Source organism: Sphaerisporangium aureirubrum, from assembly GCF_042658925.1.
Classification (GTDB): Bacteria; Actinomycetota; Actinomycetes; order Streptosporangiales; family Streptosporangiaceae; genus Sphaerisporangium; species Sphaerisporangium aureirubrum.
Genome location: NZ_JBHSRF010000126.1, coordinates 1 through 15688 on the forward strand (window position 1 = coordinate 1; position 15688 = coordinate 15688).

At 72.2% G+C, this 15688-nt stretch carries 13 protein-coding genes and 1 pseudogene; 10 read left to right on the plus strand and 4 right to left on the minus strand.

Annotated elements, in window-relative coordinates; translation table 11 throughout:
- Window positions 1-99: 99 nt before the first annotated feature.
- Window positions 100-669 (minus strand): TetR/AcrR family transcriptional regulator, encoded by a 570-nt coding sequence (locus tag ACFP1K_RS39275; protein ID WP_380763340.1) that lies wholly within the window; start codon window positions 667-669, stop codon window positions 100-102.
- 190 nt (window positions 670-859) lie between these two features.
- On the opposite strand from ACFP1K_RS39275, the gene ACFP1K_RS39280 reads away from it, so the two are divergent.
- The 7 genes from ACFP1K_RS39280 (at window position 860) to ACFP1K_RS39310 (ending at window position 7218) form a co-directional block, all read left to right on the plus strand.
- Window positions 860-2392, plus strand: a complete 1533-nt coding sequence (locus tag ACFP1K_RS39280; protein ID WP_380763342.1) for an MDR family MFS transporter — start codon at window positions 860-862, stop codon at window positions 2390-2392.
- 49 nt (window positions 2393-2441) lie between these two features.
- Complete coding sequence (locus ACFP1K_RS39285; RefSeq protein WP_380763344.1) at window positions 2442-3491, plus strand: M24 family metallopeptidase; 1050 nt, start codon at window positions 2442-2444, stop codon at window positions 3489-3491.
- A gap of 48 nt (window positions 3492-3539) precedes the next feature.
- Window positions 3540-4100 (plus strand): elongation factor P, encoded by a 561-nt coding sequence (efp, locus tag ACFP1K_RS39290; RefSeq protein ID WP_380763346.1) that lies wholly within the window; start codon window positions 3540-3542, stop codon window positions 4098-4100.
- Between the two features lies 1 nt (window position 4101).
- Window positions 4102-4512 carry a transcription antitermination factor NusB gene (gene nusB, locus ACFP1K_RS39295; protein WP_380763348.1) on the plus strand — a complete coding sequence of 137 codons (411 nt, stop codon included), beginning with the start codon at window positions 4102-4104 and terminating at the stop codon, window positions 4510-4512.
- 87 nt (window positions 4513-4599) lie between these two features.
- Complete coding sequence (locus ACFP1K_RS39300) at window positions 4600-5361, plus strand: class I SAM-dependent methyltransferase (RefSeq protein WP_380763350.1); 762 nt, start codon at window positions 4600-4602, stop codon at window positions 5359-5361.
- An 87-nt stretch (window positions 5362-5448) separates the two neighbouring features.
- Window positions 5449-6672 carry a DNA polymerase IV gene (dinB, locus tag ACFP1K_RS39305; protein ID WP_380763364.1) on the plus strand — a complete coding sequence of 408 codons (1224 nt, stop codon included), beginning with the start codon at window positions 5449-5451 and terminating at the stop codon, window positions 6670-6672.
- Window positions 6673-6819: 147 nt separating this feature from the next.
- Window positions 6820-7218 (plus strand): DUF3040 domain-containing protein, encoded by a 399-nt coding sequence (locus tag ACFP1K_RS39310; RefSeq protein ID WP_380763352.1) that lies wholly within the window; start codon window positions 6820-6822, stop codon window positions 7216-7218.
- A 747-nt stretch (window positions 7219-7965) separates the two neighbouring features.
- Here ACFP1K_RS39310 and ACFP1K_RS39315 read toward each other — a convergent pair.
- The 3 genes from ACFP1K_RS39315 to ACFP1K_RS39325 are packed head-to-tail and all read right to left on the minus strand — an operon-like array spanning window position 7966 to window position 12985.
- Entirely contained in the window at window positions 7966-10629 is a 2664-nt protein-coding gene (locus tag ACFP1K_RS39315; RefSeq protein ID WP_380763354.1) for a transglutaminase TgpA family protein, read from the minus strand.
- Window positions 10626-11918: a DUF58 domain-containing protein gene (locus ACFP1K_RS39320; protein WP_380763356.1), complete on the minus strand. Its 1293-nt coding sequence runs from the start codon at window positions 11916-11918 to the stop codon at window positions 10626-10628. Before ACFP1K_RS39320 ends, ACFP1K_RS39315 begins: the two co-directional genes overlap by 4 nt.
- On the minus strand, window positions 11915-12985 hold the full coding sequence (locus ACFP1K_RS39325; RefSeq protein WP_380763358.1) for an AAA family ATPase: 1071 nt from the start codon (window positions 12983-12985) through the stop codon (window positions 11915-11917). Before ACFP1K_RS39325 ends, ACFP1K_RS39320 begins: the two co-directional genes overlap by 4 nt.
- Before the next feature lie 456 nt (window positions 12986-13441).
- Here ACFP1K_RS39325 and mraZ point away from each other — a divergent pair, with 456 nt between their 5' ends.
- From mraZ to ACFP1K_RS39340, 3 genes and pseudogenes are all read left to right on the plus strand, one after another.
- Window positions 13442-13873, plus strand: coding sequence for a division/cell wall cluster transcriptional repressor MraZ (gene mraZ / locus ACFP1K_RS39330; protein ID WP_380763360.1), 432 nt, complete (start codon window positions 13442-13444; stop codon window positions 13871-13873).
- A gap of 295 nt (window positions 13874-14168) precedes the next feature.
- Window positions 14169-15140, plus strand: a complete 972-nt coding sequence (gene rsmH / locus ACFP1K_RS39335) for a 16S rRNA (cytosine(1402)-N(4))-methyltransferase RsmH (RefSeq protein ID WP_380763362.1) — start codon at window positions 14169-14171, stop codon at window positions 15138-15140.
- Window positions 15137-15688, plus strand: a pseudogene (locus ACFP1K_RS39340) (hypothetical protein); the annotation flags it as partial. The gene rsmH and the pseudogene ACFP1K_RS39340, both read left to right, overlap by 4 nt.

Below are 15688 nucleotides of genomic sequence, written 5' to 3' on the forward strand. Positions count from 1 at the left end.
CGACAACGACATCGGCACACACCACACAAAACCACCAACTATCGCCCTCACCATCCAACACCACAACAAGATCAACTTAAGCTAAGTGGCATTGGGGTGTCAGGGGGCGAGGCACGCCGTGAAGATGGCGGTGAGGCGGAACTCCAGGTAGCCCGGGTCGGTGTCGCGCAGCGAGTCCGGGCCGAGGACGCGGCGCAGGGAGCCGCCGCCGAGGATGATCGATGTGGCGAGCATCGCGCGCTCCCTGGCCATGGGGCCGGGGAGCATCTCGCCGAGCGGCCCGGTGAGGGCGGACTGCACCCGCTCGCGCAGCACGGCGCGGATCTGCGGGCTGGCCCCCGCGCGGTCGATCACCCGCACCAGTGGGTCGTCGCAGGCGGCGGCGTCCAGCCTGCTCGCCATGTGCCTGGCCAGCCGCCGGGGAAGGCCCTCCAGGTCGCCCTCGATGACCGACTCCAGGGCCGACGCCCCCACCAGGACCTCGGCGAACAGGCGGGCCTTGGATCCGAAGTACCGGTTGATCAAGGCGACATTGGCCCCGGCGGCCGAAGCGATCATGCGCACGGTGACCTGGTCGTATCCGTGCTCGGCGAACAGGCAACTGGCGGCGGCGAGGATCCGGCGGCTGGTGGCCTCACGGTCCCGCGTCTGCGTCGTGGCGCCCGGCACCCGATGCTCCCTTCGGCTCTATAGGCACTTTAGATGTTTGACAGGTAAACGGTCGTCTACTAAAAATGCCGGTAAAGGTGCCTTAAAAGGTGGGGGGCGCACAGTGGTGGTGCGGGGAGAGACCCGGCAGGAACCACACGAAGAGCCCGACAACCATAGTGACGCCAGTGGCCACGGTGACCAAGGGGCGGTGCGCGCCTACTCTCACCGTGAGATCCTGCAGATCCTCTCCGGACTGCTCGTCGCCATGCTCACGTCCATGATCTCGACCTCGATCGTCGGTGTGGCGCTGCCCACGATCGTGGGCGAACTCGGCGCGCAGGAGCAACTTTCATGGGTGGCCGGCGCCACCCTGCTCACCATGACCGCCTCCACGCCGCTGTGGGGGAAGATGTCCGACCTGTTCGGGCGCAAGCACATGTTCCAGGTCGCGCTCGGCCTGTTCGTCGCCTCCTCGCTGCTGGCGGGCTTCGCGACCAACATGGGCACCCTGATCTTCGCCCGCGCCGTGCAGGGCCTCGGCATGGGCGGCATGACGGCGCTCACCCAGATCATCCTCGGCGACGTGGTCGCCCCCCGGGAGCGGGGCCGCTACTCCGGCTACATCGGCGCCGTCTTCGGGGTCTCCACCGTCACCGGCCCGCTGATCGGCGGCTTCATCGTCGACGCCCCGTGGCTCGGCTGGCGCTGGTGCTTCTTCGTCGGCGTGCCCCTCGCCGTCGCCGCGATGGTCGTCGTCCAGTGGGTTCTGCGGACCGACCGCGAGCCGCAGGACGCCAGGGTCGACTGGTGGGGCGCCTTCACGCTCACCGGCGGGGCGTCGGCGCTGATGCTGATGCTGTCCTTCGGCGGTAGCGAGTTCGCCTGGGACTCGGCGTGGGCGTACGGCCTCGGCAGCCTCGCCGTGCTGCTGTTCGGGTTCTCGATCATCGCCGAGCGCCGCGCCACCGACCCCATCCTCCCGCCGCGGCTGTTCAGGGACCGCACCTTCGTGCTGGCGAGCAGCGCGTCCCTGCTGGTGGGCATCGCGATGTTCGGCGTGATGATCTACCTGCCGCAGTACCTCCAGATCGTCAAGGGCATGACCCCGACGGTGTCGGGCCTGATGACCCTCCCGCTGGTGGTCAGCCTCTTCCTGTCGGCCATCGTCTCGGGCAAGGTGGTCACCCGCACCGGCAGGTGGAAGGCGTTCCCGCTGGCCGGCCTCGTGATGATCGTCGCGGGCATGGGCCTGCTGTCCCTGCTGGGCAGCGACTCCAGCTACCTGGTCATCGGCGTGGACATCGCCGTGCTCGGCGTCGGCCTCGGCATGAGCATGCAGATGCTGATCCTCGCCGCGCAGAACGCCGCCCAGCGGCGGGACATGGCCGTGACCACCTCGGGCATCACGTTCTTCCGCAGCCTCGGCGGGGCCGTCGGCGTCGCGGCGCTCGGCGCGATCCTCACCAACGAGGTCAACGACGAGATCACCCGCATGCTGACCGTCACGCGCCCCGCGCCGGGCTCCTCGGTACAGGACATCGGGCTCGGCACGCCCGAGGCCATCCACCACCTGCCGCCCGCGCTGCACCAGATCGTCGTCGAGTCCTTCACCCAGGCGATGCAGACGGTGTTCCTGGCCTGCGTCCCCATCGCCGTGCTCGGGTTCCTGGCGGTGCTCTTCCTGCGGGAGCTGCCGCTGCGCGCCGCCGCGCCGCCGCCCACGCCGGACGAGGCCGCGTGACGTCCCCCGGCCGCGCGGCGGGGGGCGGGCGCGCCGTAAAGTCGTGACCATGACCGCCACGCACCGATCCCGGCGTGCCCGCCTCGCGGCGCTGCTCGGCGAGTACGACGTCGACGCGCTCCTGGTCACCAGGGGCGTCAACGTCCGCTACCTGACCGGCCTGTCCAGTTCCAACGCCGCGCTGCTGGTCCGCGAGGACGGTTCGGCGGTGCTCGCCACCGACTCCCGCTACATCGAGACGGCCCGGCGGGTCTGCCCCGACGTGGAGCTGGTCGAGCGCCGCGACGTGGCGGCGGCGCTGGTGCCCCTGGCCGAGCGGCCCGGCGTCGAGGCGCACGACCTGTCCGTCGCCGCCTACCGCGACCTCGGCGGGCACACCGGGCTCGTCGACCGGCTGGTGGAACGCGTGCGGGTGGTCAAGGACGAGACCGAGATCGAGGCGCTGCGCACCGCGTGCGACCTCACCGACCAGGCGTTCGCCGACGTGGTGGGGACCATCGCCCCCGGCATGACCGAGCGGGAGATCGCCAGGGCGCTGGAGATCCGCATGATGGAGCTCGGCGCGGACAAACCCGCCTTCGACTCGATCGTGGCCTCCGGCCCCAACGGCTCGGTGCCCCACCACTCGCCGTCCGGCCGTCCCGTCGAGCGCGGCGACCTCATCACCATGGACTTCGGGGCGCTGTACGACGGCTACCACGCCGACATGACCCGCACCGTGGCGCTCGGCCCGGTCGCGGACTGGCAGCGCGAGCTGTACGACCTCGTCGGCGCCGCGCAGCGGGCGGGGCTGGAGGCCGCCGCCCCCGGGGCGAGCCTGCGGGACGTGGACGCGGCGGCGCGCGACCTCATCGTGGCGGCCGGCCACGGCGACCATTTCGAGCACGGGCTCGGGCACGGTGTGGGCCTGGAGATCCACGAGGATCCGTTCATGCGTCCGTCCGGTGCCGGTAGACTTGAGGATCGGGTTCCGATCACCGTCGAGCCAGGGGTCTATCTGCCAGGCAGGGGTGGCGTCCGGATCGAGGACACTCTCGTGACACGCCCCGGCGGCCCGGAGCTCCTCACCCGCACGACGAAAGAGCTGCTGATCCTGTGAGGGACAGGCGGTGGCCGAGCGCGACCATGACGACGCAGGAGTGAACGAGTGGCGACGACCAACGACCTCAAGACCGGCCTTGTGCTCAAGCTCGACGGCGGTGACCTGTGGAGCGTGGTGGACTTCCAGCACGTCAAGCCCGGTAAGGGCGGCGCCTTCGTCCGTACCAAGCTGAAGAACGTGCTGTCGGGCAAGGTCGTGGACAAGACCTTCAACGCGGGCGTCAAGGTCGAGGTGGCCAACGTCGACCGGCGGGAGATGCAGTTCTCCTACCTCGACGGCGACGAGTTCGTGTTCATGGACACCGAGACCTACGACATGCTGAACGTCGCGCGCGCGACCGTCGGCGACGCGGCGAACTACCTGCTGGAGAACACCGTGGCCACCGTCGCGGTCAACGAGGGCAACGTGCTGTACGTCGAGCTGCCCGCGGCGGTCGAGCTGACCATCTCGCAGACCGAGCCCGGCCTGCAGGGCGACCGCTCCACCGGCGGCACCAAGCCCGCCACCCTGGAGACCGGCGCCGAGATCAAGGTCCCCCTGTTCATCACGACCGGCGAGACGGTCAAGGTCGACACCCGCACCGGCGAGTATCTCGGCCGGGCCTGAGGTGTCGGCCCGCGGAAAAGCACGCAGACGGGCGCTGGACATCCTGTTCGAGGCCGAGCTGCGCGAGCAGCCGGCCACGAGCGTCCTCGCCGAGCGCATCGAACGGGCCGAGCCGCCCGTCAACGAGTACACCTCGACACTGGTCGAGGGGGTGTACCGCCACCGCGTCCGCATCGACGAGCTGATCTCCACCTACTCCGAGGGCTGGACACTCGACCGCATGCCCGCCGTCGACCGCAACCTGCTGCGGGCGGGCACGTACGAGCTGCTGTGGGCCGAGCACGTCCCCGAGGCCGTGGTGATCAGCGAGTGGGTGCACCTGGCGTCCGAGTTGTCCACCGACGAGTCACCCCAGTTCGTCAACGGCCTCCTCGCCCGCTTCAAGCAACTCAAGCCCTCCCTGGCGCTGTGAGACCCGCCCCCCGGCCTGATCGCCGAGGGGGCGGCGGCACCGCGTAGGCTTGGGCCCGACGAAACGCTGCGAGGAGGCGAGCTGAACGTGGGCACCGAGGGCGCCACCCGCCAGGCGGCCACCACCCCGGCGGTGCGGACCGCCGTGGTCTGGGAAGCGCTGCGCGAGGCGCTGGCCGAGCGCGCCGCGGCCACCGGGCACGACCGCCTCGGCATCGTCGACGCCGGCGGGGGCACCGGCGGCTTCGCGGTGCCGCTGGCCGAGCTGGGCCACGCGGTCACCGTGGTCGATCCCAGCCCCGACTCCCTGGCCGCCCTGGAGCGGCGGGCCGCCGAGGCCGGGGTGGCCGTCAAGGGCATCCAGGGCGACGCGGCCGACCTGCGCGACCTTCTGGAGCCCGGCTGCGCCGACCTCGTGCTGTGCCACAGCGTCCTCGAGTACGTCGAGGATCCCGCGAGCGCCCTGGCCGCCGTGGCGGGCGTACTCATGCCGGGCGGCCTGATCAGCGTGCTGGCCGCCAACCCCGTGGCCACCGCGATCCACCGCTCGCTCACCGGCCACTTCGACGAGGCCCGCCAGGCGCTGACCGACCCCTCGGGCCGGTGGGGCGAGCACGACCCCACCCCCCGGCGGTTCAGCGGCGAGGCCCTCGCCGCCCTGCTGACGGCCGCCGGGTTCACCCCGCGCGAGCTGCGGGGCGTGCGCATCTTCGCCGACCTCGTGCCCGGCCGTCTCCTCGACGGCGAGCCCGGCGCGGCCCGCGCCCTGGTCGCCCTGGAGCAGGCCGCCGCGGCCCATCCCGTCCTGCGCGACATCGCCACGCAGCTCCACCTCCTCGCGCACCGCTGACCCATCGTTCCCGGGTCCACGACCCGCGGGACGGCCTGCCGGTAGAACGAGTGTTCGGGTTAGGATCGAGGGGTGTCGCGCAAGCAGATGCTGGGGGGCGGGGCCGGGCGGCCGGGATCGGGGGACGACACCGGGTGCCCGATCCTCCATGTGGACATGGACGCCTTCTACGCCAGCGTCGAGCTGCTCGAGCGCCCCGAGCTCAAGGGCAGGCCGGTGATCATCGGCGCCACCGGGGCCCGCGGGGTCGTGCTCAGCGCCACCTACGAGGCCAGGGCCTTCGGCGTCCACTCGGCGATGCCGATGACCAGGGCCCGCCGTCTGTGCCCGCAGGCCGTGGTCATCCCGCCCAGCCGCGGCAAGTACTCCGAGGTCTCCGAGGGCGTGATGGAGATCTTCCACGCGATCACCCCCGAGGTCGAGCCGATCGCCTCCGACGAAGCCTTCCTGGACGTGAGCGGCGCGCTGCGCCGGCTGGGCACGCCCGCGCGGATCGCCGCCCTGATCCGGGCGGAGGTCGTCGCGCGGCACGGCATCACCTGCTCGGTGGGCGTGGCCGGCAGCAAGTTCGTGGCCAAGCTCGCCTCCCGCTACTGCAAGCCTGACGGCCTTCTGGTCGTCCCCGCCGACGGGGTGGTGGAGTTCCTCCATCCGCTGCCCGTCGCGGCCCTGTGGGGCGTAGGGGAGCGTACGGAGCAGGCTCTGCGGCGCCTCGGCATCCAGACGGTGGGCGATCTGGCCCAGGTCCCCCCGGCCACCCTCCAGCGGGAGTTCGGGGCCGCCGGCGCCCATCTGGCCGCCCTCGCCTGGGGGCGGGACGACCGCAGGGTCAGCCCGCACGTCCCGGACAAGAGCATCGGCGCCGAAGAGACCTTCGCCCACGACGTGGACGACCCCGCCGCGATCCGCCGCGAGTTGCTCCGGCTGTCGGAGCGGGTGGCCGAGCGGCTGCGGCGCGGCGGTCACGTCGGGCGGACCGTCAGCGTGAAACTTCGCCGCGCGGACTTCACCACGATCACCCGGTCGCGTACTCTGCGTGAAGCCACCGATGTGGCGAAAGAGATATATGCCACTAGTTGCGATCTGTACGCGGCCGCCGGACTGGAGCGCGTACGGCTCCGGCTGGTCGGCGTACGGGTCGAGAATCTTCGTCCCGCGAGCGCCGCGACCCGCCAGCTCGGCCTCGGCGAACGGGAAACGGGCTGGCGGGAGGCCGAAATGGCCATGGACCGTGCCGTGCGGAGGTTCGGTCCCGAGGCGGTCCGGCCGGCCTCTCTCGTTCGTCCGCCGTTCGATGGAATGGATCTATGACGTCACCTCCGGTTTGGTCTACGTTGGACGTTTTCTTTCGCCTGCGTCTACAGCCTCGTATTCTGGGGATAACCGACCGCGAGGTCCGGGCACCCTCGGGTGTCCGCTGCCGTTTTCCCCGACAAGGGGCTGTCCTTGGGAGGCGCCGTGCCGCTCTCTGAGCACGAGCAGCGCTTGCTCGACCAGATCGAGCAGGCCCTCTACGCCGAGGACCCGAAGTGGGCCAATACCGTTCGGATCAGTGATCCACGCAACCATTACAAGCGCCGCCTGGTGAAGGCCTCCATCGGCTTCGTGCTCGGTGTGGTGCTGCTGATGGTGGGCGTGGTTGCACCGATCATCCCACTCGGTGTGGGTGGCTTCGTGGTCATGCTCGCCGCGTGCCTGTGGGGCTTGTCCAGCTGGAAGCGCATGAACGGTTTCGGAGGTGACACCGCCCCCCGCCCCGGCGCCCAGGCCCAGCCGCCAGAACGCCGCCGCTCCTCCCGCCCCAGCTTCATGGAACGCATGGAGGAACGCTGGCGCCGCCGCGGCGAGGAGCGCTGACCCCCTGAGCCCCTGACGGCTCAGCCGGCCCCCCGGCTGAGCCGCTCGCGCTTTCCGCCCCCCGGCGCCCCCCGGCCCCACCACGCCCCGGCCCTGATCGGGCCTTGAACGGCATCCGGCCCACGGCGACCGGCGATGACCCGTGCCTACCGCCCCGGCCCGATCACGCCGTCCGGAAGCGGCCGTGCTCCACCCCCTGGTTCTGCCGCGTCCGCCGGAAGCGGCCTGTGCCTCGTCACGGCCGTGCTCCCGCCGCGCCCCCGGTTCTGCTGCGTCCGGCGGAGACGGCCTGTGCCTCGTCACGGCCGTGCTCCCGCCGCCCCCGGTTCTGCTGTGTCCGCCGGAGACGGCCTGTGCCTCGCCATGGCCGTGCTCCCGCCGCCCCCGGTTCTGCTGTGTCCGCCGGAGACGGCCTGTGCCTCGTCACGGCCGTGCTCCCGCCGCGCCCCCGGTTCTGCTGCGTCCGCCGAAGGCGGCCTGTGCCTCGCCACGGCCGTGCCCCGCTGCCCCCGGTGCTGCTGCGTTCCGCCGAAGGCGGCCCCTGCTCCGCCACGGCCATGCCTGATCCCTCAGCGGACGGCGGGTTGTGCCTTTGGTGATGGATCTTCCCTCGGTCGGCGGTTCGATCGGTGCCGCCCGGGGAGATCGGTTGAATCTTTCATCATTTCTTCGCCGCGGGCAGGAGGCGGTCTCATGGGAACGGCTCACGTCCCCCGGAGAGGGGGGCGTGAGCCGTTCGTCGTGCGGTCAGCGGGAGCCGGTGGTGGTCAGTTCGCGGTCGTCCGCCGGGGGAGCGGAGGAACCGGCGCGGCGGGGCCACAGGCGGAGGGTTTCCAGGTGGTCGAAGGCGTCGAGGATGGACTCGCCTATGCCGCGCAGGCGGATCAAGGTCGAGGTGGGCAGGAGGGTGGCGCGCAGGCGGCGGGAGCGGGGGACGGTGGCGCGCAGGGCGCGGCGGACCTCCTTGAGGTCGGCCGCCAGCGAGGTGATCTCGCCGGGGGTGCGGGCGTAGCGGAGCCGTTCCTCGGCCGAGGCGATCCTGGTGACGGAGGCCGCGGTCCCGGGGGTGAACTCGTAGTGCTCCACCAGGCGCCGGGCCAGGGCGCGCGGGGTCTCGCTCGGCGTGTAGCCCATGCCGAGATCGACCAGCGTGTCGGTGAGCTCGCGCCAGGAGGCGTACACGGCCCGCCGGAGCCGCTGCCGGGCGACCGCCTCCGCCCGCCGCGCGGCCTCACCTTCGGGGCCCGGCCGTGCGGGGACGGCACCGGCCGCCTCCGGCCCGGCCGTGCCCGTGGGGCCCGGCCGTGCGGGGACGGTACCGGGCGCCTCCACCCGAGCCGTGCCTGCGGGGCCCGGTGGTGCGGAGGCGGCACCGGCCGTCTCCGCCCGGGCCGTGCCCGCGGGGCCCGGTGGTGCCGGGCCGCCGGGAGGCGGTGGTGCCGGGACGGTGCCGACGCGGGACCAGGTCCGGCGGCGGCGGTATCCGGCGACCAGGCGGAGGGCGGCGGGGACGAGTGCCAGGAGGGCCAGGATTCCGGCCGCGATGCCGATCTTGGCGTAGAGGGGGGTGCCCTGATCCAGGTTCAGCGGGTCGGTGCCGAGGCCGGGGTCCGGGTCGCGGGGGTCGCGCCTCGGGCCGAGGGAGGGCTGGCCGAGTTCGGAGTCGTTGGGGGCCGCGCTGGGCGTGGCGCCGTTGCCGTCGCCGTCGTCGGTATCGGCCACCGGGCGCGAGTACTCCGGCACGCGGGCCGTGGCCTGGCCGAGGCCGCCGGACGGCGTGGGCTCGAAGCGGAGCCAGCCCGCGCCCTCGAAGTACAGCTCGGGCCAGGCGTGCAGGTCGTGGGTGCGGACCTGCCACACGTTGTTGATCTTGGTGCCGCCGGTGTACCCGATGCCGACCCGTGCCGGGATGCCCACTGCCCGGGCCATCACCGCCATGGTCGCCGCGAACTGCTCGCAGTAGCCTTTCTTGTTGCGCAGGAAGTCGAGCAGCGCCTCGCTGCCGTTGCCCTGCGTCTGGAGGCTGTAGGTGAAGCCGCCCGTGGTGGTGAACCACTCCTGGAGCATCACCGCCCCCTCGTACGGCGTGCTCGCGTCGCGCACCAGCCGGGCCGCCGTGTCCCCGATCTCCGGGGGAAGGTTCCCGGGCAGCGTCAGGTACCGGTCGTCGGTCCGGTCGGGCGAGTACGCCTGCGCCGCGGTCAGGGACTCGGGCGTCGGCTGCGGCTCCCAGCCGTCCACCTGGTACTGCGCCCCGCCCGCGGTGTCGCGGGTGGAGAACACCATGAGCGTGCTCTGGTCGGCCCGCCAGTCGCCCTCGATCCGCACCGCGCTCGCCGGGTAGGGCAGCGGCAGGAAGCTGAGCCCTTCGACCCCCTCGCTCACCGTGACACGGGTGGTGACGTTCTTGAGGGGAGCGGTGAGGGACAGCCCGGGCGCCGGGGGCAGCGGGTTCTCCGACACGCGGTCCTCGGGACGCCCCCGCGGCTGCGACATGGTCCACTGCGTGCCGTCGAAGGTGTCCAGCGAGTACATCCGCAGGTAGCGGGGGACGTCGTCGTTGTTGGTGTAGGTCAGCACGGTGGCGTTGGCCGGCTGGGTGAGCTGGCCGCGCAGGCTGGCGATGGGGTTGGGGATGGTGATCGTGTTGCCCCCCTCGCCGCTCGACCCCACCCCGAACCCGAACAGCGGGTTGGGGCTCAGCGTGGGCAGCAGCGCGGGCAGCGCGATGGCCAGCGCGATGGCGGCCACCCCGATGCGCTTGCCCGCCGGGGACAGCGGCGTCGTCTCGGCCGACTGCACCCGCGCCCCGGTGATGCGCGACCGGCGCAGCAGCACCGCACGCCCCCACCGGCCCAGCCGCTCCCGCCCGTCGGCGGCGAGCAGCCCGACGTACCCGAGCGCCGCGATGATGAACGCCGGCCACCCGATGGGGTCGGTCATCACGGCGGCGGGCACGGTGAACAGGGCCAGCAGCGGCAGCCCGGCGAGCGCCGCCCGCCCCAGCCGTACGGCGAGCAGGTCGGTGAGCACGGCGATCAGGCCGATGCCGCCCGCGGTGAGCAGCGTGATGCCGGTGTTGCTCGGCACCGGCGCGGCGTACTTCTGGATGTCGTCGAACCCGTCGGCCAGCTGCACGGCGAGCTCGCCCAGCGCGTCGAAGGTGGGGATGAAGCCCCACCACGCCTCCTCGGGGGCGAACACCGCCGTCAGGAACACCAGCAGCACGGCCAGCTCCGCCGGCGGCCCGAGCCATCGGGGCACCGAGCGCAGGGTGGTGCCCACGGACACGGCGGTGATCAGCATGATCGCGCCGAGCCCGGTCCAGAACCACGGGCCGTCCTGGAACAGGGGATAGAGGGTGAGCGACACCGCGGCCGTCGCCAGGCCGGCCGCGATCGGGAGTCTCATGCGGCGTCTCCTGCCGTGATCGTTTCCTCCACCGTCTCCTGCGCCCCGGCGTACCGGCCGCTCTGGCCGCCGGCCTCCTGCCAGACGGTCGCCAGCGACCGGCCCGCGGGCAGCCGGACGATCCGCCACCCGGCGTCGGCCAGCACGGCCCGCGCCTGGTCGGCGGTGGTGTCGGCGGCCGTGTGGTGGGCCGGCATGGTCTGCCAGGTGGCGACCTCCAGCATCACCGCGACCCCGGTGACCCCGCCGTGCCGCAGCCGGGCGAGCGCGCGGGCCTCCTCGGGCTCCAGGTCGCCGATCACCGCGACGATGAGGCCGTCGCCGCCGCCCTGGCGCAGCGCCGTGATCCCCGACTCCAGCGACCGCGCCGTGCTGTGCCGCACGACGGCGAGCGCGTCGACCAGGGAGTGCCCGGCGGCGGACTCGGTGAGCTGCCCCTGGTCGGTGACCAGGCGCAGGCCGAGGCCGTCCTTGGCGAGGTGCACGCCGATCGACGCCGCCGCGGACACCGCGACCTCGAACGACGAGCGCGGTCCCTCGCCGCGGTGGGCGTGCCTGCGGGTGTCGAGCAGCAGCGCGCCGCGGCTCTGCCACTGCTGTTCCTCGCGGCGCACCATCAGCTCGCCGTACCGGGCGGTGGAGCGCCAGTGCACCCGGCGCAGGTCGTCGCCCTGGCGGTACTCCCGGGGGCCGATGTCGTCCTCGCCCGCGGCGGCAGCGGTGGCGGTGCGGCTGTCGCCGCCGCCGGTCCACTCGCCGGACAGCCGCACCTGCGGCAGGCGCACCACCTCGGGGATCACCATCAGCGAGTCGGTGGAGGTGAACGCGCGGGTCAGCTCCACCAGGCCGAACGGGTCGGCGATGCGCACCGACAGCGGGCCGATGGGGAACCGGCCGCGCAGGTCGGAGCGCACCTTGTAGTCGATCTCACGGATGCCGCGCGGCTCCACCCGGTCCAGCACGAAGCGCGGCCGGGCGCCCACGGCGTACGGCACGGTGTCCTCGATGAGCAGCAGCCCCGTGGGCAGGCGGGTGATGTTCTCCAGCCGCAGCGTGACCGTGCTGTCGGCGCCCACCTCGACCCGGCCCGGGTCCAGCCGCCGCGCGCAGCTCAGCCGGTAGCGGGTGCGCGCCACCACCATCGCGGCCAGCAGCGGCAGCGTGATGACGAACACCCCGATGCGCAGCAGGTCGTGCTCGCCGAGCACGAACGCGCACAGCAGCGCCGCGGCTCCGGAGGCGAGAAAGGAGCGCCCACGCGAGGTGAGCGCCCTTAGTCCCGAGATCACCGCGGCCCCGCTCCGTCCCCCTTCTCGCGGGTCTCCGGCACCGGTACCCGCCGCACGAGGTCGGCGACCACGTGCTCGGGACGGCGGCGCTGGCCCTGGGCCTCCAGGCTGGGCAGCAGCCGGTGGGCCAGTACGGGGACGCACAGTTCCTGGATGTCGTCGGGGATGACGTAGTCGCGCCCGGACAGCGCGGCGTGCGCGCGTGCGGCGCGGATCAGGTGCAGGGTGGCGCGGGGCGAGGCGCCTAGGCGCAGGTCGGGGGACCTGCGGGTGGCGTCCACCAGGTCGATGGCGTACTTCTTGATCGGCTGGGCGACGTACACCGCCCGCACGGCCTCGATCAGCGTCCGCACCTCGGCGGTGGTGGCGACCGCCTCCAGCTTGTCCAGCGGCGAGGAGGAGCCGTGGATGTCGATCATCTGCAGCTCGGCGGCGGCCTCGGGGTAGCCCATCGCGATGCGGGCGGTGAAACGGTCCCGCTGGGCCTCGGGGAGGGGATAGGTGCCCTCCATCTCGATGGGGTTCTGCGTCGCGATCACCATGAACGGCGACTCGAGGAGATAGGTCGTGCCGTCGACGGTGACCTGGTGCTCCTCCATGCATTCGAGGAGGGCGGACTGGGTCTTGGGGGAGGCGCGGTTGATCTCGTCGCCCACCACGATGTTGGCGAACACCGGGCCGGGCTTGAACTCGAACTCGCGGGACTGCTGGTTGAAGGCACTGACGCCCGTGATGTCGCTGGGGAGCAGATCGGGGGTGAACTGGACGCGGCGCACCGGGCAGTCGATGGACCGGGCGAGGGCCTTGGCGAGCATGGTCTTGCCGACCCCGGGCACGTCCTCGATGAGGAGGTGGCCCTCTGCCAGAAGGACGGTGATCGTGAGCCGGATCACGTCCCTCTTGCCCTCGATCACCGATTCGATCGCCTCACGGATCCGATGCGCCGTGGCGACCAGACCCTCCAGATCCTGTCCGACATCGTGGGTGATTCCCACTGGGCCTCCATGAGGGTGTGGCAACCCCGCGCGCGGGACGTTATGCGGGGGGTTTTGTGATTCCTTCTTCATTGTGTCTACCGACACTACGGTGCGGTGGGTTCCGGAGCGACTTTCCCCGACATTACGGGTGAACAGCCCTCAGTGTTCTTCTGGCTGATCGCGGTCTCGTCCCGCCGGTGTGCGAATCCCGTGACATTAGAGGCGCGGGAAGCGCCGCCCCGGCGGCCCGCCGCCGCTCCACTTTCCCCCACCGGAGAGATCCCCCGGGCCTCATTGGCCGCATTCCGTATCCCTGGTCGCGTCCCGGGAGCCGGGAAAAGCCCGGCGACACGCCGGGGCGCCCCTGACGCCCCCCAGGCGCTCCACTTTGCTCCACCCCCGTTGAGCTGGGAAAACGCGCGAGAAACCGCGTGCGAACACTGAATGAATCAGTTGACGGTGGGGAGAAGTGGAGTATGGTGGTGCGCAGTGGAGGGGCTGGTGTAGCTGCGTCAGCCGTTCCATGCGGCACGGGAGGTGGGGCCGGTGTTCCTCGGCACCCATCAACCGCGTCTGGACGAGAAAGGACGACTGTTCCTGCCGGCGAAGTACCGTGAGGAGCTGGCGGAGGGTCTTGTGATCACCAAGGGCCAGGAGCGGTGCCTCTACGTGTTTCCCGTGGAGGAGTTCCAGCGCATCACCGAGGCGCTGCGCACCGCGCCGGTGACCGCCAAGGCGGTCCGCGATTACAGCCGTGTCCTGTTCGCAAGCGCCTCCGACGAGACCCCCGACAAACAGGGACGCATCACCATTCCCCAGGGTCTGCGCGAATACGCGGGCCTCCGTCGCGACTGCGTGGTCATCGGTGCCAACACGCGGCTGGAGATCTGGGACGCGACGGCCTGGGACACCTACCTGGCCGACCAAGAGCAGGCTTTCTCCGATCTCTCAGAGGAGGTGCTGCCAGGGGTCCTTTGAACCAGTGGTCGACTCGTCGGTCCAGACGTCGTTCGGCGAGGTCTCCACCCGCTCCCGCGGTACCGGGCACGCCCCGGTTCCGCCGCGCCGCGGCCAGCTGATGCACCTTCCCCGGTGTCAGGTGGCGCGGTGTCGCAGAGGGGACGCGGATGGGGACCTGGCCGGACGAGACGTCAACCGGGGTGGGAAGAGGGCCCACCGGCGGGTCAGACGTGTGAGAGCCGCGCATCCGCGAGCGAGGACGTGTCCCGGGGCGAAGAGGACACGGCCATGGCGGCGTAAAGGGGGTACGACCATGCATGTCAACAGTCATGCCGAGCCGGGCGGGCACGTTCCGGTGATGCTGCGGCGTGTCCTGGAACTGTTCGCCCCCGCGCTCGCCGTGCCCGCTCCCGTACTCGTGGACGCCAACCTCGGCCTCGGCGGGCACGCCGAGGCGCTGCTCGCGGCCCATCCCGCGCTCCACCTGATCGGCGTCGACCGCGACCCCGTCGCGATCGAGCGGTCCACGGCGCGCCTTGCCCCGTACGCCGATCGCACCACCCTGGTCAAGGCGGTCTCCGACGAGCTGCCCGAGGTGCTGGCCGCGGCCGGCCGGGACCGGGCCGACGGGGTGCTGTTCGACCTCGGGGTGTCCTCGCCCCAGCTGGACGAGGCCGAGCGCGGGTTCGCGTATTCCTACGACGCGCCGCTGGACATGCGGATGGACACCGGCCAGGAGCTCACGGCCGACGCGGTGGTCAACACCTACTCCGAGGGAGAGTTGACCCGCATCCTCCGTGACTACGGCGAGGAGCGGTTCGCGTCCCGGGTCGCGCGGTTCATCGCGCGCGAGCGTGAGGCCGGGCACATCACGTCCACCAAGCGTCTCGCCGAGATCGTCCGCGACGCCATCCCCGCGGCCACCCGCCGTACCGGCGGCAATCCCGCGAAAAGAACGTTCCAAGCATTACGGATCGAGGTGAACGGGGAGCTGACCGCCTTCGAGCGGGCGCTGCCCGCGGCCCTCGACGCACTCGTGGTCGGTGGGCGCGTGGTCGTGCTCGCCTACCACTCACTCGAGGACCGCCTCGCCAAGCGGATCCTCACCGCGAGAACCAGGGACACCGGCCCTCCCGGGCTGCCTGTCCCGCTGCCGTCCCACCAGCCGAGGTTCCGGCTCGTCACCAGGGGAGCCGAACTCCCCGACGAGGAGGAGCTGGCGCGCAACCCGCGCGCCGCCTCGGCCAGGTTGCGGGCGGCGGAGAGAATCCGGGAGCCGAAATGAACAACGACGACGAGACCACGCCCTACACCGGCGCCACCGCCACCGCCGGCGACCGCCCCGCGCGCCGCACCACGGCGGGCGACCGCCCGCGCCGCACGCCGCCGCCCGCCGAGCGTTCCGCGAGCCGCGACGGCCGCACCGTGCCGTCCGGCGAGCGTTCCGCCACCCGCGACGGCCGTGCCGTGCCGTCCGGCGAGCGTTCCGCCACCCGCGACGGCCGTGCCGTGCCGTCCGGCGAGCGCGTGCCGCGCCGGGACGGCGGGGTCGTGACGGCCGACGAGCGTGCCGCGGGCCGTGCCGGCATGCTCGACGAGCGTGCCGTAGGCCGTGCTGGCATGCTCGATGAGCGTGCGGTGGGCCGTGCCGGTACCGATGAGCGCGCCGCGAGCCGTGCCGGTACCGATGAGCGTGCGGTGAGCCGTGCCGGCACGCTCGACGAGCGTGCCGGGGATCGTGACGGGCGGCGGGTGGCCGTGAGCGGGCGGGGTGTGGAGGTCGCGCCGCGGCCGGTGCGCGGGCCGCGCCGGGGGGCGCCGCCCGTGCGGCGG